Here is a 15,762-nt window from a genome sequence, read left to right as displayed (position 1 = left end):
CCCTTGAACGACACGCCCCTTCCCTCCGCATGGACCACCACGCAAGGCTGGCAGCCGCTGCCGCCGGCCGCGATCACCGTGGCCACAATCGGCGGAAGCCTGGTGGCGATTCCCTTCTGTTTCGCCGCCGGCGCCGTCGGCATTGCGTTCCTGGACGGCTGGCTGGCGCGCGTGGGCGCGGGCCTGGCCCTGTTCCTCGTCGTCGCAGTCCTGGGCGCACTGCTGGGTCGGGCACGGGCGCGGCGTACTCAGTGGCAGCTCGATGCACGCGGCCTGCAGGTGCGGCGCGGATTGATCTGGAAGCACGAACTGCTGGTGCCGCGCTCGCGGGTGCAGCACCTGGACATTGAGCGCGGTCCGATCGAGCGACGCGCCGGCCTGGCGACCCTGGTCGTGCACACGGCGGGTACCCGGATGCACGCGCTGCGCCAGCCCGGCCTGCGCGATGCCGATGCGATGGCGCTGCGCGATGCCCTGCTGCCGGAGGCGGACCGCGATGACGACTCCCTCTGAGGGCGTAGTCGCCGGCGGCGACGAGCGCCGGCTGCATCCGTGGTCGTGGCTGTTCGTACTGATCCAGCAGATCAAGAGCTTCGCGCTGCCGCTGCTGGTGCTGCTGTTCACGGGCCGCAGCAACAGCTGGGAGCTGTGGGGTCTTGCCTTCGCCGGCGTGCTGGTGCTGGTCTCGCTGGCGCAGTACTTCACCTACCGTTTCCGGGTCGATCACGATGGCATCGTCATTCGCAGCGGCCTGCTGCAAAAGAGCCTGCGGCACATTCCCTTCCAGCGCATCCACAACGTGGCCCTGCACCAGACCCTGCTGCACCGGGTGTTCAAGGTGGCCGAGGTGCGGCTCGAATCGGCCGGCGGAATGAAGGCCGAAGGCGAGATGCGGGTGCTTTCGCTGTTGGACGCCCACGCGCTTGAGGAGCTGGTGCGCAGCCGCAGTCGCGAAGCGCCGGGCGAGACCGTGGACGGCGTGCCGGCGCCCGCCTTGGCCTCGCAAACCCTGCTTGAGCTGCCGACCAGCGAAGTCATCCGGCTGGGCCTGATCTCCAACCGCGGCATGCTGCTGGTGGCGGCGGCGTTCGGCATCGCGGCCCAGACCGGCGGCGAGCTGCTCGGCGATTCGATCGAGTATGTCGCCGACCATGCCAGCGACTGGTCCAAGGCCTATGCCCTGGGTCTCGCAGGCACGGCCATCGCCGCGGTGGCGATGCTTGTTTTCGCGGTGGTGGTGCTGCGCCTGCTTTCGGTGCTGCTGGCCCTGCTGCAGTTCCACGGCTTCACGCTGACTGAAACCGGTCGCCGCCTCAGCGCCCAGCGCGGGCTGTTGACGCGCATGCGCGCCAGCATGCCGCGCTCGCGCATCCAGTCATGGAGTCTTCGGGAAAGCCTTATTCATCGCTGGCTGGGCCGGCAAGGCCTGCGCGTGGACAGCGCCTCGATCCAGGCGGGCGGCGACCAGCGCTCGCTGCGCGAGCTGGCCCCCGTGGCCACGCCGAGCGCGATGGAGGCACTGATCCGGCACCTGCTGCCGGGTCACGCCTGGCCGATGGCGCAGTGGCGCCCGCTGCATCCGCGGGCGTGGCGCCGCCAGTTCGCCGTCCCCGCGCTGTTTGCGATCGTCTTGGCCGCGACCCTGACCTGGCTCAACGGCCTGTGGGGCCTGGCTGCCCTGGCGCTGCTGCCGGTCTTTGCACTGCGCGCGGTGGTCTGGGCGCGCTACGCCGGCTACAGCATCGAAGGCGGCCTGGTGGCGGTACGGGAAGGCTGGCTGGACAAGTCCTGGCGCTTCGCGGAAATACGCAAGCTGCAGTCGCTGCGGCTGGGCCAGTCGCCCTTTGATCGTCGCCACGGCATGGCCAACCTGCTGATGGACACCGTGGGCGCCAGCCCCTTCGAGCCACCGCTGCGGGTGCGCTACCTGCCCGAGGCCGAGGCGCGCGCGCTGCGCGACCAGCTCGCCGCGGCGATGGAGGCCGCGCCTACTCCCGCCAGAACTGCGGCGTAAGCAGCACCAGCAGCGAGAACACCTCCAGGCGCCCGAGGATCATGCCCAGGGTGCCCAGCCACACCGCGCCATCATTTACGTTTCCGAACGTGCTCGCCACCGCGCCGTAGCCGGGCCCCAGGTTGGTCAGCGTGGCCACGGCCGCGCCGAAAGACGACTCCAGGTCCAGGCCGGTCGCGTTCATGCCCAACATCAAAAGCACGAAGCAAAGCATCCAGATGGCGATGAATCCGCTCACCGAAAGCACCACGCTTTCGGACACGCGCCGGCCGCCCATCTTGACCAGGAACTGCGCCTTGGGGTGCACCAGCTGCTTGATTTCGCGATAGCCCTGCCGCACCACCATGACCACGCGAGCCACCTTCAGGCCGCCGACCGTCGAGCCTGCGCAGCCACCAATAAAGGCCAGGGCCAGCACCAGCAGCGGCGCCGGATGCGTCCACTCACTGAAGCCGCTGATCGCGAAACCGGTGGTGGTGATGTTGGAAACCACCTGGAACGTGGCGTGGCGGAAGGCGTCCACCCCGCTGGTGAAGGTGCCGCCAAACCACAAGATACCGGCCACCAGAAAACTCGCGACCACGATGATGCGCACGTAGGACCGCAACTCCGAATCGGTGCCGTAGACGGCCATGGAAGCTCGCCGCCATGCGACGAAATGCAGGCCGAAGTTAATGCCACCCAAGGCCATGAACACGATCGCAATCCACTCCAGGATCGGGCTCTGCCAGTGGTCGAACGCCACGTCATGGGTGGAGAAGCCCGCCGTGGAGACGGTGGACAAGGCGTGGCAGATGGCGTCGAAAAGGGACATGCCGGCCATCCAGTACGACACCGCGCACAGGATGGTCAGGCCGAAGTAGACGCTCCACAGCGCCTTCGCCGTCTCGGCGATGCGTGGGGTGAGCTTGGTGTCCTTGCTGGGGCCGGTGCTTTCGGCGCGGAACAGTTGGGTACCGCCGATCTTGAGCATGGGCAGGATGGCCACGGCCAGGATCACGATGCCCATGCCGCCCAGGAACTGCAGCAGCTGGCGATAGAACAGCACGCTGCGCGGGAGGTCGTCCAGGCCGGTGATGACCGTAGCCCCGGTGGTCGTCAGACCGGACGTGGCCTCGAAGATCGCGTGCGCATAGCTCAGGTGCGGCGGGCCATGCACGAAGGGCAGCGCCGAGACCAGGCTCGCAAACACCCAGGTCATGGTGACAATCAGGAAGCCGTCGCGCAGGCGCATGTCGTAGTTCACGGCGCGCACCGGCAGCCAAAGCACTACGCCAATCAAGAAGCTGATCAAGAAGCTGCCGAAGAAGACGCCGGGCGTCTGCTCTTCGCCCCAAGCCAGCGCCAGAAACGCTGGCGGCAGCTTGGTCAGCGACGACAGCACGATGATCACGCCGATAATGCGCTGGATGGCGCGGAACCGCTGGCTCATCACAACCAGGTTGCTCCGGTCTGGAACAGCGCGCTCACCTGGGCGATCTCACGCTTGTCCATCACGAACAGGATGACGTGGTCGCCCGGCTCGATCACCACGTCGTGGTGGGCGATCAGCAGTTTGTCGCCGCGCACCAGCCCGCCGATGGTGGTCGCCGGCGGCAGCTCGAGTTCGTCCAGGCCGCGGCCGATCACCTTCGAGGTGCGGCGGTCGCCGCGCACCACGGCTTCGATCGCCTCGGCGGCGCCACGCCGCAGCGAGTACACCCGCGCCGGCGCACCTTCGCGGATGTGCGCCAGCAGCGCACCCAGGGTCACCAGCTGCGGGCTGACGGCGATATCAATGCTGCCGCCCTCCACCAGCTCGGCGTAGGACGGCCGGTTGATCAGTGAAATCACGCGCGGGCAGCCCATGCGCTTGGCCAGCATCGCCGAGAGGATATTGGCCTCGTCGTCGTTGGTCATCGCGCAATAGACGTCGGTCTGGTCGATGTTCTCTTCGCGCAGCAGGTCTTCGTCGGCGCAATCGCCGACCAGCACGATCGAGTTGAGCAGGTCTTCGGCGATATCCCGGGCGCGCTCCTTGGACCGCTCCAGCACTTTCACCGAATAGCGCGACTCCAGGCTGCGGGCCAGGTTGCGGCCGATATTGCCGCCACCGGCGATCAGCAGCCGGCGCGCCGGGCGCGGATCGACTTTGCGCAGCTCGCTCATGACGGTGAGGATGTTCTTGCGGTCCGCCAGGAAGAACACTTCGTCATCCACCTCGATGACGGTATTGCCCTCCGGCTTCACCGGCTTGCCCTGGCGGAAGATGGCGGCGACGCGGGCATCCACGCCGGCCGGCAGGTGCTCGCGCAGTTCACGAATCTCGTGACCCACCAGCGCGCCACCCGGCACGGCGCGCACCGCGACCAGCTGGGCGCGGCCATCGGCGAAATCGAGCACCTGCAGCGCCCCGGGGTATTCGATCAGGCGCTCGACGTGACGGCAGACCAGCTGTTCCGGGCTGATCGCGGCGCTCACTGCCGAATGCGCGGGATCGGCCAGGGCGGCCACTTCCAGGTACTGCGCCTCGCGCAGGCGCGCGACGCGGGTCGGCGTGCGGAACTGGTGCTGGGCGACCTGGCAGGCAATCAGGTTCACTTCGTCGCTCGAGGTCACGGCGACCAGCAGCTCGGCCTCGTCGGCACCCGCCTGGGCGAGGATGTTGGGCAGCGAGGCATGGCCGACGACGGTGCGGATATCGAGCTTTTCAGCCAGTTCCCGCAGCCGGGCATGATCGGTGTCCACGACGGTGATGTCGTTGTTTTCCGACGCCAGGGCCGAGGCGACCGAACTGCCGACCTGGCCGGCACCCAGGATGAGGATCTTCATTGAATCCGAAACCTTGTCGTCGAGGGAGCGGCAATCGCGGCCCGGGCGACCCGGGCGCGGCTAGTGTACCCGCGCCCGGCGCGGGCGGCTGGCCTCAGGGGCAGCCGGAGACGGCAGCGGCCTGCAGCAGCCACCACTCACGGCGATTGGCCACGCCCAGGCGTTCGGCAGCCACGGCGTCGTCGAAGTCCACGCAGGCCATTGCTTCGCCTGCCTGAACCAGCAGCCGCCGCTCGCTGGGCGCGTCGCGAAGCCATGTCGTGGCGCGCGTGCGCTGGACCTCCACCGGCTGCCGGAAGCCAAATTCCACGACCGGGCCCACGGCCTGAAGCAGCTGCTGCTCCTTCCAGTCCACCAAGCCGATCACGACGCCCTCGCCGGCCCGCTCGCGGGCCTGCGACATCAGGCCGCGCGCCGAGTTTTCGTCGTCGAGCAGCGGATGCACGACCAGGCCGTAGCCGCTCCAGAGCAGCGCCAGCGTGAAGGCACAGGCCGCCAGCGCATGCCGCCCCCGGGCCCAGGCGGCCGCCAGCAGGCCGGCGCCGCCGACCACGGCCAGCATCCACCACAGCCAGCGCGCCTCCGGACCCAGCCCGCGCTCCGCCACCAGCTTGCGGGCGAAGCCCGGCTCCGTCACCAGCGCCGCCACGCCCGCCACCAGCAGCAGCGTCGAGAACGCCAGCACGAAGGCCAGCACCGCGCGCCGGAAGCCGGCGCGCCGGGAAATGGCGTCGAGGAAGGGCGCCGCCGCCAGCGCCAGCCCCGGCAGGGCGGGCAGGATGTACATGTCGCGCTTGCCGGCGCTGGCGCTGAAGAACAGCAGCACCAGCAACGTCCAGGCCAGCGGCAGCCAGACGCGGGCATCGCGCTGGCGCCAGGCCTCGCGCCAGGGCGCCAGCAGCCAGGGATAGGCCAACGAGAACGGCAGCCAGAACAGCAGCACCACCTGGCCGAAATACCAGAACGGCTCCGTGTGGTGCCAGGGATCCATGTAGCGCTCGGCCGTCTGCTTGAGCAGGATATTGCGCAGGTAGGCTTCGTGCTCCGGATCGCCGCTGGTCATTGCCACGGCCAGCACCGGACCCAGCCACAGCGCGACCGGCGCCAGGAAGGCCGGCAGCAGCAGCGCCCAGCGCCAGCCATTGCCCGTCCCGAGCGGCGCCAGCCCGCGCCAACCCTGACGCGCCATCAGCGCGAACGGCAGCAGGACCAACAGCGGCAGGAAACCGACGCCTTTGCTGATCACGCCCAGGCCCGCGGCGAAGCCGCCAAGCCACAGCCAGCGCCAGCTCGGCCCCAGCAGCAGGTGGCGCAGGATGCCGTAGAGCGACAGGGTGGTGAAGAACACCAGGCTCGGGTCGATCTGCGCGCGCTTGGCCTGATAGACGAACTGGAAACAGACCAGCACCGCCGTCGCCGCCCACAGCCCGGCACGCGGCGACCACAGACGGGCCGCGAGGTCGCGCACCAGGGCCAGCGTGCCCAGCCCGGCCAGCAGCGAAGGCAACAGGAAGCTCCAGCGCCAGCTGCCGATGGCGGCGTAGGCCAGCGACAGCAGCCAGAAGTACAGCGGCGGTTTGTCGGGATAGAGCTCACTGCCGCGATGCGGGAACAGGAAGTTCCCGCTCTCGATCATTTGCTTGGCTACCAGCACGAAGCGCGGTTCGTCGGCCGGCCAGGGATCGCGCAGCCCGTAGCCCACGGCCAGGATCACCAGGGCCAATACGAAGAAGATCCAGGTGTCGCGGCGTTCCGAGCGGTGTGGGTCCATGGCGGCGAACGTTAGCAGGTGCCGGAATGCCCCGGCAGCACTTTGTTCAAGCCGTTCTACGGAACAGGGCGTAGAAGAAGCCGTCCATGCCGTCCTCGCCCGGCAGGCGCTGACGGCCGACCCCGCTGGTACGGCCGAAGCGCGCGTCCAGCGCCACTGCCTCGGCCTCGGGATGCGCGGCCAGGAAGCCATCGATCTGGTGCGCGTTCTCGTCGCGAAGCACCGAGCAGGTGGCGTAGAGCAGGCGGCCGCCGGGTCGCAGCAGTGGCCATAGGGCTTCCAGCAGGCGCGCCTGCTGCGCCACCAGGGCCGGGATGTCGTCGGCGCGGCGATGCCATTTGATATCCGGCTGGCGGCGGATGATGCCGGTGGCGGAACAGGGGGCGTCGAGCAGGATGGCGTCGAACGGACGGCCGTCCCACCACGTGTCCACGGCCGCGGCATCGGCCGTGGCCACGTGCACGCGATCGGAAGCGAGGCCCTGCCGCTGCAGGGTTTCGACCACGCGCTCGAGCCGGCGGGACTCGATGTCCAGCGCGGTCAGCTCGCCGCTGCCGGCGAACAGGCGCTCGGCAATCTGCGCGGTCTTGCCGCCGGGCGCGGCGCAAGCGTCGAGCACGCGCTCGTCGGGGCCAGGCGCCAGCGCCAGCACGGCCATCTGCGCGGCGCCGTCCTGCACGCCCAGCGCGCCGGTGTGCCAGAACGGCAGGCGCTCGACCGGGATCGGGTCGTCGAGCCGGGCTGCGTCAGGCAGCGCCGGCAGGGCCGACGCGGACAGGCCGTCTTCGCGCAGCGAGCGCAGCAGGCGGTCGATGCCCAACTGCCCGGGATTGACCCGCAGCCACATCGGCGCCGGGCGATTATTGGCCGCCAGCACCGCGTCAACGTCGTCGGGCCAGTCGGCCTGCAGCGCGGCGACCAGCCAGTCCGGATGGCTGCTGACGATGGCCGGATCGTCGCTCACCGGCAGCGGCTCGCGGCTGGCCCGACGCAGCAGCGCGTTCACCAGGCCCACCAGCGGCGGGCGACCGAGTTCGCGGGTGGCTTCGGCGGTGGCGCCTACCGCGGCATGCGCGGGCAGTCCCAGCGCGTCGAGCTGGGCCAGGCCCGCCAGCAGCAGGCAGTGCACCGGGAAGTCGCGCGCAGCCAAGGGCTTGGCGAGCCATTGCGACAACGCGAAGTCGTAGCGTCGGCGGTGGCGCAGCGCGCCGAAGCAGATCGCTTCGAGCAGGGCGCGATCGCGCGGGTCGGGCACGTTCGGAAGCGCTTGGCCCAACATCGCCTTGAGCGAACGACCTTCGCCCAGCACCGCCGCCAGCACGCGGGCGGCGCGGGCCCGCAGGGCGGCGCCGGCGGGGGAATTCATGGCGCCCGCAGCGCCGGACGCGCGTTGAGGTAGTCGCCGACGGGCATCGGACGGCCGCCCTCGCGCTGCACCTGGCGCAGGCGCAGGACGCCGTCGCCGCAGGCGATGTCGATACCGTCGCGACCGGCGGCCAGCACCGTGCCTGGCGCCTGGCCGTGGGCCTGGGTCAGGGCGGAGGCGGCGTGGATACGAAGGCGCTCACCCGCCAGTTCGGCCTCGGCCACCGGCCAGGGATTGAAGGCGCGGACGCGGTTGGCCAACTCGCGTGCCGGCAGCGACCAGTCCAGTCGCGCCTCGGCCTTGTCGAGCTTGCGGGCGTAGGTCACCCCGTCGTCCGGCTGCGGACTTGCGATCGGACGCATGCCGGCGCGCGTCAGCTTCAGGCCGTCGCCCAGTACTTCGGCGCCCAGCGCGGCCAGGCGATCGTGCAGGCTGCCGCCGGTGTCGTCATCGGTGATCGGGGTGCGCAAGCTCAGCAGCACGGGGCCGGTATCGAGGCCTTTTTCCATCTGCATCAGGCACACGCCGGTTTCGCGGTCGCCCGCTTCCAGCGCGCGCTGGATCGGCGCCGCACCGCGCCAGCGCGGCAGCAGCGAAGCGTGCACGTTCCAGCAGCCCAGGCGCGGAATATCGAGCACCGACTGCGGCAGGATCAGGCCGTAGGCGACCACCACGAGCAAATCAGGCTGCAGCGCGCGCAGCTGCTCGCGGGCAGCGACCGTCTTGAAGTTTTCCGGCTGGAACACCGGCAGGCTGCGGGCAAGCGCTTCGACCTTGACCGGCGAGGCGGTCGGCTGGCGACCGCGGCCGGCCGGCCGATCGGGCTGGGTGTAAACCGCCACCACTTCGCCGCGCTCGGCGGCGGCACGCAGGCAGGGCACCGCGAAGCCGGGCGTGCCGGCGAATACGATGCGCAGCGCCACCTCAGGCGGCGCCGGCGCGCTGCTGCTTGGCCAGCTTCTTGCGGACCTGCTCGCGCTTGAGCGGCGAGAGGTAGTCAACGAATACCTTGCCCGCCAGATGGTCCATTTCGTGCTGGATGCAGACCGCCAGCAGGCCGTCGGCGTCGATCTCGAAAGGCTTGCCGTCGCCGTCAGTCGCCCGAACAAGCACGCGGTCGGCGCGGGTCACGTCGGCATAGATGCCGGGCACGGACAAACAGCCTTCCTGGTAGACCTGGCTGCCCTCGGCGGTGACGATCTCGGGATTGATGAAGACCATTGGCCGGCTTTTGTCCTCGCTCACGTCCAATACCAGCAGACGCAGGTGCACATCGACCTGGGTCGCGGCCAGGCCGATGCCGGGCGCTTCGTACATCGTCTCGAACATGTCGGCGATCAGGCGGCGCGTGGCGTCATCAACCTGCTCGACCGTTTTGGCGACAGTTCGCAGGCGAGGATCGGGAAATTCGAGAATCGAGAGCTTAGCCATGTAAAGTGATGTGGGGAGGACGGGAACCGACCTCAAGGGCCGGGCGGTCATTATAGCCCGGGTGGGCTTGCATTCATGGATGGTATTTGGGCTATAGTCGCCCAACCTGTCCGGGGAAAATCAGGTGGATAGCCGCCATGTTTAAACGGCTTCTTGCAGTTAGTGCTGCCATGTTGCTCACCATCGCCACTGCCGCTGTCGCGGCGGAGCTTGCTGGCGATCATCCGACAACCTACACAGTCAAAAAGGGCGACACCCTTTGGGACATTGCCGGTCGCTTCCTCAAGAAGCCCTGGCTGTGGCCCGAGATCTGGCAGGCCAATCCGCAGGTCGAGAACCCGCACCTCATTTATCCGGGGGACGTGCTCAGCCTGGTCTACATCGACGGCAAGCCCGTCGTGCAGGCCCAGGGACCGCGCATCGGCGAGGCGATCACCACGATCCCTCTGGCCGAGATCGAGGCCTTCCTGAAGCAGTTCACCGTGCTGGACGACGTTGAGTCGCTGCCCTACGTGGTCGGCCTCGAGGAAGATCGCCTGCGCTCGGCCGACGGCCAGCTCGTGTATGTCCGCGGCCTCGCTGGTGCCCGTCCGGGCCAGGTGGTCGACATCGTCCGTCCGGTCAACATCTTCGGCGGCGGCAAGGGCAGGCGCATTCCGGGCTTCTCACGCCTGGATGACCGCGGCAGCCGCATGCACGGCCACTGGTCGACGCCCATGGGCTTCGGCGAAGCCGCCGGCGAGACCCTCGGCCACGAGCTGCAGCTTTACGCCAGCGGCGAAGTGACCCAAATCCAGGGTGAAATCGCGGTGGTGCTGCTGCACGACGAAGGCCGCGAAATCCGCGTCGGCGATCGCATCCTGCCGCCGGAAGCCCAGCCCTACGACCTGCAGTTCATGCCGCGTGCGCCGGACAACGTCCCGGACAACGCCCGCATCCTGGCGGTGGCCGATGGCATGGGCGCGGGTCCGCGTTACGTCGTCGCCCTGTCGGTGGGCGCTCGCGAGGGTATCCGCAACGGCCACACCTTCTCGGTGTGGAGCGAAGGCGCGGTCCGTCCGGACCGAATCGCCCATCGCAACGCCATGGCCGCCCGCGGCGACAGCGTCAAGCTGCCGGACAACTTCCTGGGCAACCTGATGGTGTTCCGCACCTTCGACAAGGTCAGCTATGCGCTGGTGATGGACGGCATCCGCCCCATCTCCCAGGGCGACCTGCTCAAGCATCCGGACGCGACCGAGTAATACGGCTCGCACGGCTGAGTTCCTACATCGCGGCGCCTTCGGGCGCCGCGATGCTATGTGGACTTTGAATCCTGAGCACGCCCTTCTGATATTGGCCCGCAGCGGCCTGCCCGGCGCGACGCTGCGCGGCCTGCTCGAGGCACGTCCCGATCCGGCCGCCGCGCTTGAGGCAGCCCGGCACGGCGCAGGCCTGGGCTTGGCAGCCGAATGCCTGCTGGCGCTGCGACGTCCCGATCCGGCCCGGCTGGCCGCTGACATCGACTGGCTGGCGCCGCCGGGGCGGCACCTGCTCGGCTGGCAGGATCCTGACTATCCCGCGCTGCTGCGCCGGTCGCCGACCCCGCCGGGCCTGTTGTTCGTGGCCGGCGACCCGGGCCTGCTCTGGCATCCGCAGGTAGCGGTCGTCGGCAGCCGCCGCCCCAGCGCGGGCGGACGCGAGCGCGCGCGGCGTTTCGCCCAGATCCTGGCGGCCGCCGGCTGGGCTATCACCAGCGGCTTGGCCGAAGGCATCGACACCGCCGCCCACGAAGGCGCCTTGATTCACGGCCGGACGGTGGCTGTGGTGGGCACCGGACTCGACCGCTGCTATCCGCCAGGCAACGCGGGCCTGATGGCGCGGATCGGCGCGGCCGGAACGGTGGTCAGTGAGCACCCGCCGGGTACCGCCGCCCTGGCCAGCCACTTTCCCAGCCGCAACCGGATCATCGCGGGCCTGAGTCTGGGCACCGTGGTGATTGAGGCGGCGCTGCGTTCGGGCGCGCTGATCAGCGCCCGTCTGGCCGCCGAAGCCGGCCGGGAGGTGTTCGCCCTGCCCGGTTCGATCGACAACCCGACCGCCCGCGGCTGCCACCGACTGATCCGCGAAGGAGCCGCCCTGATCGAGTCGCCCGAAGAGGTCATCGAGGCTCTCGGCCCGCTGGCTGCCAGCCTCGCCCATTCGCTACAAGGGAGGCTAATGCAAGCCCTCGATCAGCCCGTCGGGCGGTCAGCGTACGGACAGCCTGGCGACGACGAAGACCACAACCGGCTGTGGTTGGCACTGGGCTACGACCCCACCGGCATGGATTCCCTGGCCGAGCGCACAGGATTGACGGTGGCCGCCCTGTCCTCCATGCTGCTTGTCATGGAGTTGGAAGGGCGAGTGGTCGCCGACAACGGTCGCTACGCCCGCCGTCCCTGACCTTCCCAACGCGCCCCGGGCGCAGGCTGAGGGTAATGAAAGAGACCATACTGGACGTCCTGCTGTATCTGTTTGAGCACTACTTCTACGACGACCCCGACGCCGTCCGTGACCGTGATTCGCTCCAGAACGGCCTGATCCAGGCCGGCTTCAGCCCCTCCGAAATCAACAAGGCCTTCGACTGGCTGGACGAACTCGCCCGCCAGCGCCCGGTCTCGCCCGTGGCGCGGCGCGACACCCCGGTGCGCGTCTATTCCGAGCCCGAGCTCGACCGCCTGGATATCGAATGCCGCGGCTTCCTGATGTTCCTTGAGCAGAGCGGCGTGATCGACGCCGATCAGCGGGAGCTGGTGCTCGACCGGGTCATGGCGCTGGACCAGGATGAAGTGGACGTCGACGATCTGAAATGGGTCGTGCTGATGGTGCTTTTCAACCAGCCAGGCTCGGAAGCGGCCTATGCCTGGATGGAAAGCCAGATGTTCGAGGACGAGCCCGAGCCGGTGCACTAGCACCGTCCGAGGTGGACACGGCGCCCGGCTCCGGCCGGGCGTTTTCAATGGGGAAGGCCGCGCCCGCGCGGCATGGGGACAAGCAATGAATAGCTGGTTTTACGTGGACAACGCCCGTGATCGCCAGGGTCCGGTCAGCGCCGAAGCGGTGGCTGCGGCCTTCGCCGCCGGGCAGGTAACCGACGACAGCCTGGTCTGGCGCGAAGGCCTGGGCCAGTGGGCGCCGCTGCGGCAGTTCCGGGACGAGCTCGGCATGGGCCCGGCCCAGGCGCCGGCCGCCATCGCACCGGCCGGGGCCAGCGCCGCATCGCCGGCCGCGGCCGACAAGAAAAGCAACGGCTGCCTGCTGGCCGCCCTGGTGATTGGCGGCGGCGGCATCGCCTTGATCGCTATCCTTGGCATCCTGGCGGCCATCGCGCTGCCGGCTTACCAGGACTACGTGATCCGATCGAAGGTCACGATGGCAATGGCCGAAGCCCGCGTCCTGAAGGTCGCGGTCGCCGAGTACCACGCAACCAACGCCCGTTGCCCGACCAGCTTCGACGAGCTGGGCGTACCGATGCCGGACAATATGGACGTGACGCTGGTGTCCCTGGCCGAGGGCCGCTGCGTGATCGAAGTGGCGCTCGAGGGCCTGCACACCAGCGCGGCGCTGGCCGATCGAAGGCTCTACCTGAGCATGGATGAGTCCGGCGACTTCGTCTGCACCAGCGACCTGGACCAGCCCAAATACCTGCCGGCCGCCTGCCAATAAGCCCTCTGGCCGAGGCCGCCACCCGCGCCTCGGCCAGGCCCTCCCCGGTCCGACCGGCTTGACAGTGGCCGCCGGGCTGATGCCTTAATGAAAAAGAAGACCCCCGGCCCGCGACCCCCGCGGGCCGCGCCATCTGGGCGCCTCACTACGCCCGAGCGGAGCAAAACCCCGGCCATGGCCAAGAACCTCCTCATCGTCGAGTCGCCCGCCAAGGCCAAGACGATCAACAAGTACCTGGGCAAGGACTTCCACGTCCTGGCCTCGTACGGCCACGTCCGCGACCTGGTGCCCAAGGAGGGCGCGGTCGATCCCGAACACGGCTTCGCCATGCGCTACGAGCTGATCGAGAAGAACGAGAAGCACGTCGAAGCAATCGCCAAGTCCGCCAAGGGCGCCGAAGCCATCTACCTGGCCACTGACCCGGATCGCGAGGGCGAGGCGATCAGCTGGCATATTTCCGAGATCCTCAAAGAACGCGGCCTGCTCAAGGGCAAGACCCTGCATCGGGTCGTGTTCACCGAGATCACGCCCAAGGCGATCAAGGCGGCGGTCGAGAACCCGCGCCAGGTCGCCAGCGACCTGGTGGATGCCCAGCAGGCGCGCCGCGCCCTGGACTACCTGGTCGGCTTCAACCTGTCGCCGGTGCTGTGGCGCAAGGTGCAGCGCGGCCTGTCCGCCGGCCGGGTGCAGTCGCCAGCGCTGCGCATGATCGTCGAGCGCGAGGAAGACATCGAAGCTTTCGTACCGCGCGAGTACTGGTCCATGGAGGCCGAACTCAACCATCCGCAGCAGGGCTTCACCGCGCGACTGGTCAAGCTCGACGGCCAGAAGTTCGAACAGTTCACCATCACCGACTCGAACACCGCCGAGGCCGCGCGGGCACGCCTGGTGAAGGCCGCGGGCGACGCCCTGCGCGTCACTGACGTGGTGAGCAAGGAACGCAAGCGCCGGCCGTCGCCGCCCTTCATCACCTCCACCCTGCAGCAGGAAGCCGCCCGCAAGCTCGGCTTCACTACCTCGCGCACCATGCGCGTGGCGCAGAAGCTCTACGAGGGCGTCGCGATCGGCGAGGAAGGCGCGGTCGGCCTGATCAGCTACATGCGTACCGACTCCGTGAACCTGTCGGTGGACGCCGTGTCCGAGATCCGTGACGTGATCGCGCGCGATTTCGGCACCGGCGCCGTGCCCGACAAGCCCAACGAATACAAATCCAAGTCCAAGAACGCCCAGGAAGCGCATGAGGCCATCCGCCCCACGTCCGCCCTGCGCACGCCGTCTTCGATCGCGAAGTACCTCGACGACGACGGCCGTCGCCTGTACGAACTGATCTGGAAGCGCACCGTCGCGTCGCAGATGGTCCCGGCGACCATGAATACGGTCTCGGTGGAACTGGCTGCCGGCAGCGAGAACAGCTTCCGCGCCAGCGGCACCACCGTGATTGATCCGGGCTTCCTGGCCGTCTACGAAGAAGGCAAGGACGCCAAGTCGGCCGAGGACGACGATGAGGGCCGCAAACTGCCGCCGATGAAGGTCGGCCAGGACGTGCCCCTGGGCAGCATCCACACCGACCAGCACTTCACCGAGCCGCCGCCGCGCTTCTCGGAGGCCTCGCTGGTGAAGACGCTCGAGGAATACGGCATCGGTCGTCCCTCGACCTACGCCAGCATCATCCAGGTGCTGCAGAACCGCGAGTACGTCTATCTCGACAACCGCCGCTTCCGTCCCAGCGACGTCGGCCGCGCGGTGGCTAACTTCCTGACCAGCCACTTCATGCAGTACGTGGACTACGACTTCACCGCCAAGCTTGAGGATGAGCTGGACTCGGTCGCGGCCGGCGAAGCGGCGTGGGTGCCGCTGCTCGAGCGCTTCTGGAAGCCGTTCAAAGCCACCATCGACGAGAAGAGTGAATCGGTGGACCGCTCCGAAGCCACCGGCTCGCGCGTGCTTGGCCTTGACCCCAAGTCCGGCAAGCCGGTCTCGGTGCGCCTGGGACGCTACGGGCCCTTCGCCCAGATCGGCACCGCCGAGGACGAAGACAAGCCCAAGTTCGCCTCGCTGCGTCCCGGTACCAGCATGCACACCATCAGCCTCGAAGAGGCGCTGCCGCTGTTCAATCTGCCGCGCAGCCTTGGCCAGCACGAGGGCAAGGACGTCACCGTCGCGATCGGCCGATTCGGCCCGTTCGTGAAGTTGGGCGACACCTACGCCTCGCTCGGCAAGACCGACGATCCGTACACGATCGAGTTCGAGGCGGCGGTGGAACTGGTTCGCGCCAAGCTCGAGATGATCGCCAACCGCACCATCAAGGTCTTCCCCGGCACCGAGATTCAGGTCTTGAACGGACGCTACGGCCCGTACATCACCGACGGCGAGAAGAACGGCAAGATCCCCAAGGATCGCGAGCCCGCCAGCCTCACCCAGGAAGAGTGCGTGGCGCTGCTGGCCGAGGGCAAGCCGGTGCGCAAGGGTGGCCGCTTCGGCAAGAAGGGCGCCGCCAAGAAGGCCACCAAGAAGGCCACCAAGAAAACAGTGAAGAAAGACGCCGCTGACGCTGCGCCGAAAAAGGCGCCGGCGAAGAAGGCCGCCAAGAAAGCGACCAAGAAGGCGGTCAAGAAAACAGCGAAGAAGGCGACCAAGAAAGCCGCCAAGAAAGCGCCTGCCAAGAAGACCGCGACCTAAGAC

General features: G+C 68.4%; 13 protein-coding genes. 7 read left to right on the top strand and 6 right to left on the bottom strand.

Annotated elements, in window-relative coordinates; translation table 11 throughout:
- Positions 1–3 precede the first annotated feature (3 nt).
- Positions 4–513, top strand: coding sequence for a PH domain-containing protein (locus ACYVGY_RS00230; RefSeq protein WP_460455479.1), 510 nt, complete (start codon positions 4–6; stop codon positions 511–513).
- Positions 497–2,014, top strand: a complete 1,518-nt coding sequence (locus ACYVGY_RS00225; protein WP_460455478.1) for a PH domain-containing protein — start codon at positions 497–499, stop codon at positions 2,012–2,014. The genes ACYVGY_RS00230 and ACYVGY_RS00225 overlap by 17 nt, the downstream gene beginning before the upstream one ends.
- Here ACYVGY_RS00225 and ACYVGY_RS00220 read toward each other — a convergent pair.
- From ACYVGY_RS00220 to def, 6 genes are all read right to left on the bottom strand, one after another.
- Entirely contained in the window at positions 1,989–3,446 is a 1,458-nt protein-coding gene (locus ACYVGY_RS00220) for a potassium transporter TrkG (RefSeq protein ID WP_460455477.1), read from the bottom strand. The two genes, ACYVGY_RS00225 and ACYVGY_RS00220, sit on opposite strands and share 26 nt — an antisense overlap.
- Entirely contained in the window at positions 3,446–4,825 is a 1,380-nt protein-coding gene (gene trkA, locus ACYVGY_RS00215; RefSeq protein WP_460455476.1) for a Trk system potassium transporter TrkA, read from the bottom strand. Before trkA ends, ACYVGY_RS00220 begins: the two co-directional genes overlap by 1 nt.
- Before the next feature lie 94 nt (positions 4,826–4,919).
- Positions 4,920–6,596: an ArnT family glycosyltransferase gene (locus tag ACYVGY_RS00210; protein ID WP_460455475.1), complete on the bottom strand. Its 1,677-nt coding sequence runs from the start codon at positions 6,594–6,596 to the stop codon at positions 4,920–4,922.
- Between the two features lie 46 nt (positions 6,597–6,642).
- Positions 6,643–7,962, bottom strand: coding sequence for a 16S rRNA (cytosine(967)-C(5))-methyltransferase RsmB (rsmB, locus tag ACYVGY_RS00205; RefSeq protein WP_460455474.1), 1,320 nt, complete (start codon positions 7,960–7,962; stop codon positions 6,643–6,645).
- Entirely contained in the window at positions 7,959–8,879 is a 921-nt protein-coding gene (gene fmt / locus ACYVGY_RS00200; RefSeq protein ID WP_460456235.1) for a methionyl-tRNA formyltransferase, read from the bottom strand. Before fmt ends, rsmB begins: the two co-directional genes overlap by 4 nt.
- Before the next feature lie 7 nt (positions 8,880–8,886).
- Positions 8,887–9,393, bottom strand: a complete 507-nt coding sequence (gene def / locus ACYVGY_RS00195; RefSeq protein ID WP_460455473.1) for a peptide deformylase — start codon at positions 9,391–9,393, stop codon at positions 8,887–8,889.
- Between the two features lie 137 nt (positions 9,394–9,530).
- On the opposite strand from def, the gene ACYVGY_RS00190 reads away from it, so the two are divergent.
- The 5 genes from ACYVGY_RS00190 to ACYVGY_RS00170 all read left to right on the top strand — a co-directional run bounded on the left by ACYVGY_RS00190 (position 9,531) and on the right by ACYVGY_RS00170 (position 15,759).
- A complete protein-coding gene (locus ACYVGY_RS00190) occupies positions 9,531–10,637 on the top strand; it encodes a LysM peptidoglycan-binding domain-containing protein (protein WP_460455472.1) in 1,107 nt (368 codons plus the stop codon).
- 55 nt (positions 10,638–10,692) lie between these two features.
- The gene (dprA, locus tag ACYVGY_RS00185; protein WP_460455471.1) at positions 10,693–11,817 is read left to right on the top strand and encodes a DNA-processing protein DprA; all 1,125 of its coding nucleotides are present in this window, start codon (positions 10,693–10,695) and stop codon (positions 11,815–11,817) included.
- A gap of 35 nt (positions 11,818–11,852) precedes the next feature.
- The gene (locus tag ACYVGY_RS00180) at positions 11,853–12,326 is read left to right on the top strand and encodes a DUF494 family protein (protein WP_460455470.1); all 474 of its coding nucleotides are present in this window, start codon (positions 11,853–11,855) and stop codon (positions 12,324–12,326) included.
- 85 nt (positions 12,327–12,411) lie between these two features.
- Complete coding sequence (locus ACYVGY_RS00175) at positions 12,412–13,080, top strand: GYF domain-containing protein (RefSeq protein WP_460455469.1); 669 nt, start codon at positions 12,412–12,414, stop codon at positions 13,078–13,080.
- A gap of 174 nt (positions 13,081–13,254) precedes the next feature.
- The gene (locus ACYVGY_RS00170) at positions 13,255–15,759 is read left to right on the top strand and encodes a DNA topoisomerase I (protein WP_460455468.1); all 2,505 of its coding nucleotides are present in this window, start codon (positions 13,255–13,257) and stop codon (positions 15,757–15,759) included.
- The last annotated feature ends 3 nt before the right edge of the window (positions 15,760–15,762 follow it).

This window comes from Arenimonas alkanexedens, assembly GCF_054781355.1.
The sequence above is the reverse complement of the archived record's forward strand: the minus strand, read 5'-3'. Positions and strand labels throughout refer to the sequence as shown.

Coding starts and splice junctions, on each gene's coding strand:
- trkA (WP_460455476.1), bottom strand. CDS start 4,825: ATGAAGATCCTCATCCTGGGTGCCGGCCAGGTCGGCAGTTCGGTCGCC.
- dprA (WP_460455471.1), top strand. CDS start 10,693: ATGTGGACTTTGAATCCTGAGCACGCCCTTCTGATATTGGCCCGCAGC.
- ACYVGY_RS00170 (WP_460455468.1), top strand. CDS start 13,255: ATGGCCAAGAACCTCCTCATCGTCGAGTCGCCCGCCAAGGCCAAGACG.
- ACYVGY_RS00220 (WP_460455477.1), bottom strand. CDS start 3,446: ATGAGCCAGCGGTTCCGCGCCATCCAGCGCATTATCGGCGTGATCATC.
- ACYVGY_RS00175 (WP_460455469.1), top strand. CDS start 12,412: ATGAATAGCTGGTTTTACGTGGACAACGCCCGTGATCGCCAGGGTCCG.
- ACYVGY_RS00210 (WP_460455475.1), bottom strand. CDS start 6,596: ATGGACCCACACCGCTCGGAACGCCGCGACACCTGGATCTTCTTCGTA.
- ACYVGY_RS00180 (WP_460455470.1), top strand. CDS start 11,853: ATGAAAGAGACCATACTGGACGTCCTGCTGTATCTGTTTGAGCACTAC.
- def (WP_460455473.1), bottom strand. CDS start 9,393: ATGGCTAAGCTCTCGATTCTCGAATTTCCCGATCCTCGCCTGCGAACT.
- ACYVGY_RS00225 (WP_460455478.1), top strand. CDS start 497: ATGACGACTCCCTCTGAGGGCGTAGTCGCCGGCGGCGACGAGCGCCGG.
- ACYVGY_RS00190 (WP_460455472.1), top strand. CDS start 9,531: ATGTTTAAACGGCTTCTTGCAGTTAGTGCTGCCATGTTGCTCACCATC.
- rsmB (WP_460455474.1), bottom strand. CDS start 7,962: ATGAATTCCCCCGCCGGCGCCGCCCTGCGGGCCCGCGCCGCCCGCGTG.